Raw genomic sequence first — 13,720 nt, 5'->3', positions numbered from 1 at the left:
CCTGCTCGCGAAAACGGTGGGTCAGGCAACATTTATGTCGACTGACACGACGTCTTCGCGAGCAGGCTCGCTCCCACAAGGGGATTTCCATTGGCCACAGTGTTGTGGCCAGGAGCTGGGTTAGTCGTCGTAACCCAGGTTCGGCGCCAGCCAGCGCTCGGTCACGCTCAGCTCCTGGCCTTTGCGCGATGTGTAGCTCTGCACCTGGTCCTTGTCGATCTTGCCCACGGCGAAGTACTGCGCCTGCGGGTGGGCGAAGTACCAGCCGCTGACAGCCGCCGCCGGGAACATCGCGTAGTGCTCGGTGAGGAACACACCGCTACGGCCGGCACGCATTTCGGCGGCCTCGGGGTCGAGCAGGGCGAACAGGGTGGCCTTCTCGGTGTGATCCGGGCACGCCGGGTAGCCCGGGGCAGGGCGGATGCCGGTGTATTGCTCTTTGATCAGCGCCTCGTTGTCCAGGGTTTCGTCCTTGGCGTAGCCCCAATGCTCTTTACGCACCTGCTGGTGCAGCCACTCGGCGCAGGCTTCGGCCAGGCGGTCGGCCAGGGCCTTGACCATGATCGAGTTGTAGTCGTCGCCGGCATCCTGATAAGCCTTGGCCACTTCTTCGGCGCCGATGCCGGCGGTGGTGATGAAACCGCCTACATAATCGGTGATTTCACTGTCCTTCGGTGCCACAAAGTCCGCCAGGGAGAAGTTCGGCTTGCCGTCGGTCTTGATGATCTGCTGGCGCAGGTGATGCAGCTTGGCCAGCGGCTTGCCGTCATCGCCGTAGAGTTCGATGTCATCGTCGCGCACCTGATTGGCCGGCCAGAAGCCGAACACCGCGCGGGCGCTGATCAGCTTTTCGTCGATCAGTTTGGCGAGCATTTCCTGGGCATCGGCGTACAACGCAGTGGCGGCTTCACCAACCACTTCGTCCTGGAGGATGCGCGGGAACTTGCCGGCCAGGTCCCAGGAGATAAAGAACGGCGTCCAGTCGATATATTCGGCCAATACCTTCAGGTCGATGTTGTCCAGCACCTTGGTGCCGGTGAACGTCGGCTTGACCGGGGTGTAGGTGCTCCAGTCGAACTGCGGCTTTTTCGCAATCGACGCAGCGTAGCTCAGGCGTTCGGTGCGGGCGCTGCGGTTGGCGGTACGCTCGCGGACTTCGATGTATTCCTCGCGGGTTCTCTCGACGAAACCGGCCTTGAGTTCCTTGGACAGCAGCTGGGTGGCCACGCCAACCGCGCGGGAAGCGTCGGTGACGTACACCACGGCATCGTTGCTGTACTTGGGTTCGATCTTCACCGCCGTGTGCGCCTTGGAGGTGGTGGCGCCGCCGATCATCAACGGCAGGTGGAAATCCTGGCGCTGCATTTCGCGGGCGACGTGGACCATTTCATCCAGCGACGGGGTGATCAGGCCGGACAGGCCGATGATGTCGCACTTCTGTTCCTTGGCGACCTGGAGGATTTTCTCCGCCGGGACCATCACGCCAAGGTCGACGATGTCGTAGCCGTTACAGCCCAGCACCACGCCGACGATGTTTTTGCCGATGTCATGCACGTCGCCCTTGACCGTGGCCATCAGGATCTTGCCCTTGGCTTCCGGTTTGTCACCCTTTTCCAGTTCGATGAATGGGATCAGATGGGCCACGGCCTGTTTCATCACGCGGGCGGATTTCACCACCTGCGGCAGGAACATTTTACCGGCGCCGAACAGGTCACCGACGATGTTCATGCCGGACATCAACGGCCCTTCGATCACTTCGATCGGACGGGCGAAGGACTGACGGGATTCTTCGGTGTCTTCGACGATGTGGGTGGTGATGCCTTTGACCAGCGCGTGTTCCAGGCGCTTGTTGACGTCCCAGTTGCGCCACTCTTCGGTCTCGGCTTCCTTGACGCTGCCGTCGCCCTTGTACTTGTCGGCGATGGCGAGGAGGGCGTCGGTGCCTTCCGGGGTGCGGTTGAGGATCACGTCTTCCACGGCGTCGCGCAGTTCCACCGGGATCTGGTCGTAGATCTCCAGCTGACCGGCGTTGACGATACCCATGGTCAGGCCGGAGCGGATCGCGTACAGCAGGAACACCGAGTGGATTGCCTCGCGCACCGGATTGTTGCCACGGAACGAGAACGACACGTTGGACACGCCGCCCGACGTCAGGGCGTACGGCAGCTCGTCGCGGATGTAGGCACAGGCGTTGATGAAGTCCACGGCATAGTTGTTGTGTTCTTCGATACCGGTGGCCACGGCAAAGATGTTCGGGTCGAAGATGATGTCTTCCGGCGGGAAGCCGACTTCGTTGACCAGAATGTCGTAGGAGCGTTTGCAGATCTCTTTCTTGCGCGCTTCGGTATCGGCCTGGCCGGCTTCGTCGAACGCCATCACCACCACGGCGGCGCCGTAGCGCTTGCACAGCTTGGCGTGATGGATGAACTGCTCGACACCTTCCTTCATGCTGATCGAGTTGACGATGCCCTTGCCCTGGATGCACTTGAGGCCGGCCTCGATCACTTCCCATTTGGAGGAGTCGATCATGATCGGTACGCGGGAGATGTCCGGTTCGCCGGCAATCAGATTGAGGAAGGTCACCATGGCCTTCTTCGAATCGAGCATCCCTTCGTCCATGTTGATGTCGATCACCTGGGCACCGGCTTCGACCTGTTGCAGCGCGACTTCCAGGGCTTCGGTGTAGTTGTCTTCACGGATCAGGCGGGCGAACTTGGCGGAACCGGTGATGTTGGTGCGCTCGCCGACGTTGACGAACAGCGAGTTGCGATCGATGGTGAACGGTTCCAGGCCCGAAAGGCGGCAGGCCTTGGCGATTTCGGGGATTTCCCGCGGCGCATAACCGGCCACGGCCTTGGCGATGGCTTCGATGTGACCCGGGGTGGTGCCGCAGCAGCCGCCGACGATGTTCAAAAAGCCGCTTTGCGCGAATTCTTCGATGACCTTGGCGGTTTGCGACGGCAGTTCGTCGTACTCGCCGAACTCGTTCGGCAGGCCGGCGTTCGGGTGCGCCGAAACGTGGGTGTTGGCCTTGTTCGACAACTCTTCCAGGTACGGGCGCAATTCGCTGGCGCCCAGGGCGCAGTTCAAACCGACCGAGATCGGCTTGGCGTGGGCCACGGAGTTCCAGAACGCTTCGGTGGTCTGGCCGGACAAGGTGCGGCCAGAGGCGTCGGTGATGGTGCCGGAGATCATGATCGGCAATTCGATGCCCAGCTCTTCGAACACGCCTTGCACGGCAAAGATCGCCGCCTTGGCGTTGAGGGTGTCGAAAATGGTTTCGATCAGGATCAGGTCGGCGCCGCCTTCGATCAGGCCTTTGGTGGCCTCGGTGTAGTTCTCCACCAGTTCATCGAAGGTCACGTTGCGGTAGCCGGGGTTGTTCACGTCCGGGGACAGCGAGCAGGTACGGCTGGTCGGGCCGAGCACGCCGGCGACGAAGCGCGGCTTGTCCGGGTTCTCGAGGGTTTTCGCATCGGCGACCTTGCGCGCCAGGCGAGCGCCTTCTACGTTCAGTTCGTAGGCCAGTTCTTCCATGCCGTAATCGGCCATGGAAATGCGGGTGGCGTTGAAGGTGTTGGTTTCCAGGATGTCAGCACCGGCATCCAGGTAGGCTTTTTCGATGCCACCGATCACGTCCGGGCGCGTCAGCACCAACAGGTCGTTGTTGCCTTTGACATCGCTCGGCCAGTCGGCGAAGCGTTTGCCACGGTAATCCTGTTCTTCGAGCTTGTAGCTCTGGATCATGGTGCCCATGCCGCCGTCGAGAATCAGGATGCGCTCTTTGAGGGCGTGCTTGAGAGCTTGAAGGCGAACACTGCGATCGGACATTGGGACTACTCGAAAAGACCATGACGAAGGGCCGGGATCATAGCAAACCTGTGCGCTTTTAGAGCATGTTCGGGTTTTGCATGAATATCGCTCATGTTGAAGGGGCCGGCGGACCGGTAGAATCGCGGCGTTTTTCAAGGATCGGGATCAGGGACATGTCGTATCGCGTCGTCATCAGCAGTGTATTGCTGTTATTAAGCTGGGGCGCCGTGGCGCAAGACCCGGTTGTTTCTCCTTCTATTTCCTACAGCCGCGACATTCAACCGATCTTCACTGAAAAGTGCGTGGCCTGCCATGCCTGCTACGACTCCGCCTGTCAGCTCAACCTTGGCAGTGGCGAGGGTGTGGCCCGTGGGGCGAGCAAGATCCCGGTGTACGACGGCGACCGTAGCCAGGCCGCGGCACCGACCCGGTTGTTTTATGATGCCTTCGGCAAGCGCGCCTGGCAGCAAAAGGGCTTCTACTCGGTGCTCGATGCTCAGGGCAGTCAGGCGGCATTGATGGCGCGCATGCTCGAATTGGGTCACCGGACGCCGCTGCAACCCAATGCCAAACTTCCACAAGACATCGCCCTCGGCCTCAATCGCGACAATGTGTGCGCGATGCCGGCGGAGTTCGACAGCTACGCCAGTTCCCATCCGAATCAGGGCATGCCACTGGCGGTCACCGGGCTGACCGATCAGCAGTACCAAACCTTGCAGCGCTGGCTCGCGTCCGGTGCGCCGATCGATGAGCAGGGCCTGGTGCCCAGCGCCAGGGAAGCGTTGCAGGTGGTGCAGTGGGAAAACCTGCTCAACGCACCTGGCGCCCGGCAAAGTCTGGTGGGGCGCTGGTTGTTCGAGCACTGGTTCCTCGCGCACCTTTACTTCAAGGACGGCGAGCCGGGGCACTTCTTCCAGTGGGTGCGCTCGCGCACGCCGACCGGCCAGCCCATCGACCTGATCAATACCCGTCGCCCGAACGATGATCCGGGCACGCAGTTTTATTACCGCTTGTGGCCGGTGCAGGGTGTGATCGTGCACAAGACCCACATCACGTATCCGCTGAGCGCGGCGAAGATGGCCCGGGTCAAAAGCCTGTTCTACAACGGCAACTGGCAAGCCAGCGCCTTGCCGGGCTATGGGCCGGAAAGTCGGGCCAATCCATTTGCCACGTTCGAGGCCATCCCGGCCCAGGCGCGTTATCAATTCATGCTCGATAACGCCGAGTATTTCGTGCGCACTTTTATTCGCGGCCCGGTGTGCCGGGGGCAAATCGCCACGGACGTGATCCGCGATAACTTTTGGGCGCTGTTCCAGGCGCCCGAGCACGACCTCTATATCACCGACCCGAATTACCGTGGCCAGGCCACGCCGTTGCTGGCGATGCCGGGGCAGAACGACGATGTCGGCAGTGTCCTGAGCCTGTGGCACGACTACCGCGACAAGCGCAACGAGTACGAGGCCTTGCGCCGCGACAGCTACGCCGACCTGCCGGCACCCAGTTGGTCGACCTTGTGGGCCGGCAATGACAATGCGCTGCTGAGCATCTTCCGGCACTTCGACAGTGCCGCCGTGACCAAGGGCCTTATCGGCGAGGTGCCGCAAACGATGTGGCTGTTCGACTTCCCGCTGCTGGAACGCACCTATTATCAGTTGGCGGTGAATTTCGATGTGTTCGGCAACGTCTCCCATCAAGCCCAGACACGCCTGTACTTCGACCTGATCCGCAATGGCGCCGAACAGAACTTCCTGCGCCTGATGCCCGCCGATTCGCGCGATGGCTACCTCGACGACTGGTATCAGAGCAGCGGCAAATTCAAGATGTGGATGGATTACGAGTCCATCGACAACGACAAGCCGACCGCGCTGAAGCTCGATGAAAAAGACCCGAAACGCGACTTCGCCATGCAGATGCTGGCGCGCTATGGCGAACTTGATGCCAAGCCGGATCCGATCAATCGCTGCGACGGCGCCTATTGTTCGCGCCCGAACATCGACCCGGACTTGCAGAGCGCCGAACAGGCCTTGAGTCACCTGGCGTCACGCCCGGCGGCCGGGCTCAAGGTCATCGATCAGTTGCCGGAAGCGTCAATGCTGCGCGTCGAAACCGCAAACGGCCAGCGTGTGGTGTACAGCCTGCTGCGCAATCGCGCGCACAGTAACGTGGCGTTTCTGCTCGGCGAGTCGCTGCGTTATCAGCCCGGGCTGGATACCGTGACCATTTTCCCGGGAGTACTCAGCAGTTATCCGAACTTCATGTTCAACATTCCCGCCGGGGAGGTCCCGGCATTTGTGGATGCGATGGAAAACGCCAAGGATGCCGACCGTTTCGAGAAAATCGTCGAACGCTGGGGGATTCGGCGCAGCCATCCGCAGTTCTGGTTTTACTTTCATGACTTGAGCCGCTACATCCACGAGACCGAGCCGGTGGAAGAGGGCGTGCTGGACATGAATCGCTACGAAAACCTGTAATCAACCGCTGATCCCTTGTGGGAGCGAGCCTGCTCGCGAACGCGGTGTGTCAGTCGACCAAGATGTCGGCTGGCAGTCCGTCTTCGCGAGCAGGCTCGCTCCCACAAGGGGCGCAATCGTCGAAATCTTTTCCCGACAAAAATACTAGGACTTTGTCCGGCGCGATGATTGGCGTAAACTGCGCCCAAGCCTGCGAGGAGTTTCCATGACCGCTATTACCATCACCGACGCCGCCCACGATTACCTGGCTGATCTGCTCTCCAAGCAGAACACCCCGGGCATCGGCATCCGCGTCTTCATCACCCAGCCTGGCACCCAGTACGCCGAAACCTGCATTGCCTACTGCAAGCCGGGCGAAGAAAAACCCGAAGACACCGCACTGGGGCTCAAAAGCTTCACTGCTTACATCGATCACTTCAGCGAAGCCTTTCTGGATGACGCGGTTGTCGACTACGCCACCGACCGCATGGGCGGCCAGCTGACCATCAAGGCGCCCAACGCCAAAGTACCGATGGTCAACGCCGACAGCCCGATCAACGAGCGTATCAATTACTACCTGCAAACCGAGATCAACCCGGGGCTGGCCAGCCACGGCGGTCAGGTCAGCCTGATCGATGTGGTCGAAGACGGCATCGCCGTTCTGCAGTTCGGCGGCGGTTGCCAGGGCTGCGGCCAGGCCGACGTGACCTTGAAGGAAGGCATCGAGCGCACCTTGCTCGAGCGCATCCCCGAGCTCAAGGGCGTGCGTGACGTCACTGACCACACGCAGAAAGAAAACGCCTACTACTAAGGCGTTCGCTGCGAACTAAAAAACGGCGCTGTGGCGAGGGAGCTTGCTCCCGCTCGACTGCGAAGCAGTCGCAAATCAGCCAATACATTTTCCCGTGATGAATGTGTTGGCTGATGTGGGACCGCTCCGCGGTCCAGCGGGAGCAAGCTCCCTCGCCACAAGTGCTTCAGGGCCGGTACAAATGCGCATGCCCCGCACGGTACAGCGACGACTCGCTGAAATGATCACTCCCCAACACCCGACCCACCAGAATCAACGCCGTGCGCCGAAACCCCTTGGCGGCAACCTTCCCGGCAATATCCTCGAGCGTCCCCACCACCCAATCCTGATCCGGCCAGGTCGCCCGGTGAATCACCGCGATCGGGCAATCCGCGCCGTAATGCGGCAACAACTCGGCAAGGATTTTCTCCAGATGATTGACCCCCAAGTGGATCGCCATGGTCGCCCCATGCTGCGCCAGGCTGCCCAGTTCTTCGCCCACCGGCATGGCGGTTTTGTCGGCATAGCGGGTCAGGATCACGCTTTGGGACACGTCCGGCAACGTCAGCTCTGCGCCCAGTAACGCTGCGCAAGCGGCCGTCGCGGTGACGCCGGGGATGATCTCAAAGGGAATGTCGAGTTCACGCAGGTGGCGAATCTGTTCGCCGATGGCGCCATACAGGCTCGGATCGCCGGAATGCACCCGGGCTACGTCCTGACCGTTGGCATGGGCAGTCCTGATCAATTCGATAATCTGTTCCAGATGCAATTCGGCGCTGTTGACCACCTTTTGCGCGTGATGACCTTCAAGCACGGCGGTGGGTACCAGCGAGCCGGCATAGATGATGACCGGGCAACTGCGAATCAGCCGCTGGCCTTTGACGGTGATGAGTTCCGGATCGCCGGGACCTGCGCCAATGAAGTAGACGGTCATTGTCGGTTCCTGTGAAAAAAGGTGATGGGCAACGCTTCAGATGAAGATTGCTCATGATCGAAGGCGGGATTATCGGGGATTTTATGCGGCGCCGGCCAATGCCAGCGTAGCCTGGGCATATTTTTGTCGCGGGATCAGCAGTTTTGCCGGCGCATTGGCCAGTTGTTCGGCCATGGCCAGGGCGGCACTTTCCGCCACGCCGTAGCACCCGGTGCGTTCGAAGGCGATCTGCGAATGATGGCTGAGCTGCGCTTGATAGGCCGCCAACTGTACGCTGCTGAAATACATCATCTGCAAGCCGAGTTGTTCGGCCAGTTCGATCAGGGCCGGTTCGTCACGCTTCAAGTCGATGCTGGCCAGGGCCTTGATCTGATGAAGTTCGATCTGGTTGGCCTGCAGCGCCTGATCGAGCAGCGCTCGCAGCGTACTGACGGGGCAGCCGCGCTGGCAGCCCAGGCCGACCACCAGGGTCGGCGCAGTGCCGGTATCCATCATGCGTGGTATTGGCCATCGCTTTTACGGCGAAACAACCAGGCGCTGATCAGGCCCAGGGCGAGCCAGAACGCGACGTTGGTCAGTTGCGAAGCGATTTTGAACTGAGTCTCCAGTGCTTGCGGGGCGAGCATCGAGTGCACGTCCGGTTGCGGTGCGCCAATCACATGGGGCACGGCAAGGATCGCCACACCGAGGATTTTCATCAGCCAGTGGCGGCTGAACGCGATCAGGGCGATGCCGACAGCCGTGGACGCGGCGGTGCCGATCCACCAGAGCTGTCGTTGTGCCAGATCGGCGGCCGCCGTGCCCGGCAATTCAGGCGGCAGTCCGAGGGTCGGTGCCAGCACGAAAGTGGCGTAACCCGCGAGCCCCCAGAGCAGGCCCTGGGACGTTTTGGTCGGCGCGCGCAAGGTGTAGAGACCGGCGAGCATCAGGGCGAAACCGACCGCCACCACCAGATTGCCACCTGTGGTCGACAGCACGCGCTGCCAGCCGTCTTCCGGCTCCCAGGCTTCGCCGTCGTGAGTGTGGGCGGCGACGCCGGCGGCGTGTTCGTGCACTTCAACGGCGGCGGGTTCGGGTTTTTCGTAGGTCTCGGCCTGCAAAATCAGCGGAGAAACCCAAAGGCTTTGCAGCAGTGTGAGCAGCAGGGCGGCCAGCAACCCGGTGAAACCTGCGGTTTGCGCAATACGCTTGATCATGTCGGCAGGTCTCAATGGCACGGGAATGCGGCGCTGTGACGGGTATCGTGAGCGGCGTTGTGGACCGCTTCGATGTGCGAGAAACCGGCGAAATACACAAGGCTGGCGCCGAGGATCGACGCGAATACGGCGGCGGTCAGGCGTTGGGTCAGGGTTGTGGTGCTGCTGGCGGTGCTGCTGTGGTCGGTGCTGCTGATGATCGACATGGCGTTTCCCTCTGTTCTGTCAGCGGGGAATCAAAAGCGCATGCAAGAACCCGCGCACCAGCGAGCGCAGGGATTCGAACAGCGCCCGCCCACCGCGGGTTTGTCATTCAGTGATGTTTTGGTCACTTTGTGTTGCGGGCCGGTCTCCGGGCTCACGAGGGGCGCAGGCTTTCGCCTTGACCTGCAAGCATCACCTTCCCATGCCTCATCGACACAGTGGATCTGACACTTCGCTCGCTTACCGTTGCGGGGGCAGCACCGGACTGACATGGCTCTAGAGTAAAGCACATGATTCACCGGTTTCCCGTTTCACCCTGTGAAGGGCACCCGTAACAAGAGGTGTAGGAGAGCATGGGCGAGGGTGGGGCGTCAATTGGCAGGGGTTCTCATCTTGAACCGAGGTGAATTCTTCGCGAGCGGGCTCGCTCCCACAGGTGGCCGCATTCCAATGTGGGAGCGAGCCTGCTCGCGAAGGGGCCAGTGAGGGTGTCACAAGACATTGACCCGCCCCCATACCATGCGTAGCCTTGCGCTTTCGAGGTTCTTCGGCGTTTGCCGAAGCTAAGAAGGGAACGCGGTCGATGCCGCGGCTGCCCCCGCAACTGTGAACGGTGATGTTCGCTGCCACGCCACTGCACGCTCATGTCCTGAGCCCGCGGGAAGGCGCAGCGAACGCCAGTCCAATGATTGGCACACCGTCAGCCAGGAGACCTGCCTCGATACAGATTCTCACTACAACCGGGCGGGGTGATCCGGTGGCGAACGCTTCCGGCTCGCATGCGCGTTGCCGGTTCTCGTCCCGTATGCCCGCCACCTTGCCAAAGGGCATCCGATGAAAACACTGGCCAAACTCCCCGTCACCATCGTTACCGGCTTCCTCGGCTCGGGCAAAACCACTTTGCTGCGGCACATGCTCGACAATGCCCAGGGCCGCCGCATCGCGGTGATCGTCAACGAGTTCGGCGAGCTGGGCATCGACGGCGAGATCCTCAAGCAATGCTCCATCGGTTGCACCGAAGAAGAAGCTGTTGGCCGGGTCTATGAACTGGCCAACGGTTGCCTGTGCTGCACCGTCCAGGAAGAGTTCTTCCCGGTCATGCGCGAACTGGTGGCCCGTCGCGGCGATCTCGATCACATCCTCATCGAAACTTCGGGCCTGGCCCTGCCAAAACCGCTGGTCCAGGCTTTCCAGTGGCCGGAAATCCGTAGCGCCTGCACCGTTGACGCGGTGATCACCGTGGTCGACAGCCCGGCGGTGGCCGCCGGTACTTTTGCCGCGTTCCCCGATCAGGTCGACGCCCAGCGCAAACTCGACCCGAACCTGGACCACGAATCGCCACTGCACGAACTGTTCGCCGACCAACTGGCCAGCGCCGACCTGGTGATCCTCAACAAGGCCGACCTGATCAACCCGGAAGATCTGGCCCGCGTGCGCCTGGAAGTCGCCGAGGAACTGCCACCGGCGGTGAAAGTCATCGAAGCCAGCAACGGTCGCCTGCCGCTGGACGTGCTGATCGGCCTCGGCGCCGGTTCCGAAGAGCACATCGACAGCCGTCACAGCCATCACGACCACCATCATGAAGGCGAAGAAGACGATCATGATCACGATGCTTTCGATTCCATTTCCATCGAGTTGCCACAGGCTGACGAAAGCCTGCTGCTGGATGCGCTGACCCAACTGGTGGTCCAGCACGGCATCCTGCGGGTCAAGGGCTTCGCCGCGATCCCGAACAAACCGATGCGCCTGCTGATCCAGGGCGTGGGCACCCGTTTCGACAAGCACTTCGACCGGCAGTGGGGCGCTGAAGAAACGCGTATCACCCGGCTGGTGCTGATCGGCCAGGAACTGGACGCTGCCTTGCTCGAAGCGCAACTGCGCGCCGCGCTCAGCGTGTAAGCCATGCACCTGCTCAGGACCCAGCCCGGCGGATTTGTGTCGGATGACAACATTGCCGACCTTGGACAAACCCCCGCCGAGCTGGTGATCCTGTGCAGCGGCGACTCCAGCCTGGCGCTGCTCGCCGAGGCAGCGCAGCAGTTGCCCGACGACTACCCGAGCGTGCGCCTGGCCAATCCGATGCAGGTACAGAATCACGCCTCGGTCGATCTGTACGTCGATGAAGTGCTGCGCCACGCCAAAGTCATTCTGATATCGCTGCATGGCGGCATAGCCTATTGGCGTTACGGTATCGAGCGTCTGGTGGAGTTGTCGCAACGTGGTGTGCAACTGATTCTGGTCCCGGGCGATGATCGCCCGGACCCGGAACTCAGCGACCTGAGCACCGTGATCCCTGAGGACCGCGACCGGCTCTGGCACTTCCTGCGTCAGGGTGGCATGGGCAATGCCCTGGACTTGTTTCGCTGCCTGGCCAGTCGCTGGCTGGGTCGTGATTACCCATGGTCCGAGCCGCAAACCCTGCCGCGCACGGCGATTTACCACCCGCAAAAAAGCCCCGCGACGCTGCAGGATTGGCAAGCTGACTGGCAGGCCGATCAGCCCGTGGCGGCGGTACTGTTTTATCGCTCGCACCTGCAAGCGGCGAACACCGCTTTCATCGATGTTTTCTGCCAGCGTTTGCAGGCGGCGGGGTTGAACCCGTTGCCGGTTGCGCTGGCCAGTTTGAAAGAACCCGGTTGCCTGACGGTGGTCGAGGACTGGCTGGATGAAGTCGAGGCGGGGGTGATTCTCAACACCACTGGGTTCGCGCAATCGAGCCCCGAAGCGCCGCACTTGCGGCCGTTTCGCCGCAACATCCCGGTGATTCAGGCGATTTGTGCCCAGGACAACGAGCCGGGCTGGCGCGCCAGCGAGCAGGGCCTCGGACCCCGGGATCTGGCGATGCACATCGCGCTGCCGGAACTGGACGGACGCATCATCAGCCGACCGATCAGTTTCAAGGATCTGGCCTGGCGCAGTGAGCGCAGTCAGTCCGACGTGGTCTGCTACCGGCCACAACCTGAGCGCATGGACTTCGTCGCCGAACTGGCGCGGCGCTGGATCGATCTGGCGCGCCTGCGCAATTCTGAAAAGCGGGTTGCGCTGATCCTCGCCAATTACCCGACCCGTGATGGTCGCATCGGCAATGGTGTGGGGCTCGATACTCCGGCTGCGGCGCTGAACATCCTGCGAGCGCTTCATAAAGAAGGTTATCCGCTGCCGGCCGAATTGCCGGGCAGTGGTACTGCGCTGATCCAGCAATTGCTCGGCGGCGTCAGCAACGATCTGGAAACAATCGACCAACGCCCGTGCCAGCAAAGTCTGGCCATGGACGAATACCTGACAATGTTCAACGCACTGCCCGAAACCAATCGCGCGGCGGTACAAGAGCGTTGGGGATCGCCGGAAAACGATCCGATGTGCCGAGGCGGTCGAATGATGATCGCCGGGTTGCGTTTCGGCCTGACCTTCGTCGGCATTCAGCCGGCGCGGGGTTATCAGGTCGATCCGAGTGCGGTGTATCACGACCCGGACCTGGTGCCGCCCCACGGCTATCTGGCGTTCTATTTCTGGCTGCGCAATACCTATGGCGCCCACGGCGTGATCCACGTCGGCAAGCACGGCAACCTCGAATGGTTGCCGGGCAAGGGCGTCGGGCTGTCGGAGAATTGCTGGCCGGACGCACTGCTCGGGCCGTTACCGAACATCTATCCGTTCATCGTCAACGATCCGGGCGAGGGCGCCCAGGCCAAGCGCCGCACCCAGGCGGTGATCATCGATCACTTGATGCCGCCCCTGACCCGCGCCGAAACCTATGGACCGCTGCGCAACCTGGAGCTGCTGGCCGACGAGTATTACGAAGCGCAACTGCTCGATCCGCGCCGCGCCCGGGAGTTGCAACGGGACATCCTGCAATTGGTGCGCGAGACCCACATCGACCGCGAACTGCAGCTTGAAGAGCAGCTGGACAGCGACGCCGATGCGGCGATCTGGCTGCCGCGCCTGGACACTTACCTGTGCGACTTGAAAGAGTCGCAGATCCGCGATGGTTTGCACGTGTTCGGCGAATCACCGGCCGGGCGTCTGCGCATTGACACCTTGCTTGCGCTGCTGCGTATTCCCCGGGGCGATGGGCGCGGGGCGCAGTCGAGTCTGCTGCGGGCGTTGGCCAAGGCCTTCGGGCTGGGGTTCGATCCGCTCGATTGCGCGTTGGCCGATCCGTGGAGCGGACCTCGTCCCGATGCATTAATGTCGATCAGTGAAGAGCTCTGGCGCACTACGGGCGATACCCGCGAACGTCTCGAACTGTTCGCTGCACAGCTTATTTCACAGATGTTGAATGCCCCCTGTGGGAGCCAGCCTGCTGGCGATGGACTGTCAGCCACATTGATGT

9 protein-coding genes and 2 riboswitches are annotated in these 13,720 nt (G+C 61.6%); of the genes, 4 read left to right on the top strand and 5 right to left on the bottom strand.

The genetic code is table 11. The features are described 5' to 3' along the window. Nucleotides 1–120: 120 nt before the first annotated feature. Nucleotides 121–3,831, bottom strand: a complete 3,711-nt coding sequence (gene metH / locus ACW9HW_RS14775; RefSeq protein WP_457400509.1) for a methionine synthase — start codon at nt 3,829–3,831, stop codon at nt 121–123. A 155-nt stretch (nt 3,832–3,986) separates the two neighbouring features. On the opposite strand from metH, the gene ACW9HW_RS14770 reads away from it, so the two are divergent. Together ACW9HW_RS14770 and nfuA are read left to right on the top strand one after the other, a co-directional pair. Next, nucleotides 3,987–6,284: a fatty acid cis/trans isomerase gene (locus tag ACW9HW_RS14770; protein ID WP_457400507.1), complete on the top strand. Its 2,298-nt coding sequence runs from the start codon at nt 3,987–3,989 to the stop codon at nt 6,282–6,284. A 205-nt stretch (nt 6,285–6,489) separates the two neighbouring features. Continuing rightward, entirely contained in the window at nt 6,490–7,074 is a 585-nt protein-coding gene (gene nfuA / locus ACW9HW_RS14765; RefSeq protein ID WP_008059275.1) for a Fe-S biogenesis protein NfuA, read from the top strand. A gap of 166 nt (nt 7,075–7,240) precedes the next feature. On the opposite strand, the gene cobM is transcribed toward nfuA, so the two are convergent. From cobM to ACW9HW_RS14745, 4 genes are all read right to left on the bottom strand, one after another. Next, nucleotides 7,241–7,987: a precorrin-4 C(11)-methyltransferase gene (gene cobM / locus ACW9HW_RS14760; RefSeq protein WP_095194678.1), complete on the bottom strand. Its 747-nt coding sequence runs from the start codon at nt 7,985–7,987 to the stop codon at nt 7,241–7,243. A gap of 81 nt (nt 7,988–8,068) precedes the next feature. Next, on the bottom strand, nt 8,069–8,482 hold the full coding sequence (locus ACW9HW_RS14755) for a cobalamin biosynthesis protein (RefSeq protein WP_457400505.1): 414 nt from the start codon (nt 8,480–8,482) through the stop codon (nt 8,069–8,071). Beyond that, nucleotides 8,479–9,183, bottom strand: a complete 705-nt coding sequence (locus ACW9HW_RS14750) for a CbtA family protein (RefSeq protein ID WP_457400504.1) — start codon at nt 9,181–9,183, stop codon at nt 8,479–8,481. Before ACW9HW_RS14750 ends, ACW9HW_RS14755 begins: the two co-directional genes overlap by 4 nt. An 11-nt stretch (nt 9,184–9,194) precedes the next feature. After that, complete coding sequence (locus ACW9HW_RS14745; protein WP_457400502.1) at nt 9,195–9,389, bottom strand: CbtB domain-containing protein; 195 nt, start codon at nt 9,387–9,389, stop codon at nt 9,195–9,197. A 120-nt stretch (nt 9,390–9,509) separates the two neighbouring features. Continuing rightward, a riboswitch (cobalamin riboswitch) is annotated at nt 9,510–9,735 on the bottom strand. Between the two features lie 175 nt (nt 9,736–9,910). Continuing rightward, nucleotides 9,911–10,122: riboswitch (cobalamin riboswitch) on the top strand. 99 nt (nt 10,123–10,221) lie between these two features. Between ACW9HW_RS14745 and cobW the strand changes: the two genes are divergently transcribed. Continuing rightward, complete coding sequence (gene cobW, locus ACW9HW_RS14740) at nt 10,222–11,286, top strand: cobalamin biosynthesis protein CobW (protein WP_457400499.1); 1,065 nt, start codon at nt 10,222–10,224, stop codon at nt 11,284–11,286. Nucleotides 11,287–11,289: 3 nt separating this feature from the next. Then, a partial coding sequence (cobN, locus tag ACW9HW_RS14735) for a cobaltochelatase subunit CobN (RefSeq protein ID WP_457400497.1) occupies nt 11,290–13,720 on the top strand: 2,431 nt, incomplete at its 3' end.

It is taken from the genome of Pseudomonas sp. SDO5532_S415, assembly GCF_054071155.1.
The sequence above is the reverse complement of the archived record's forward strand: the minus strand, read 5'-3'. Positions and strand labels throughout refer to the sequence as shown.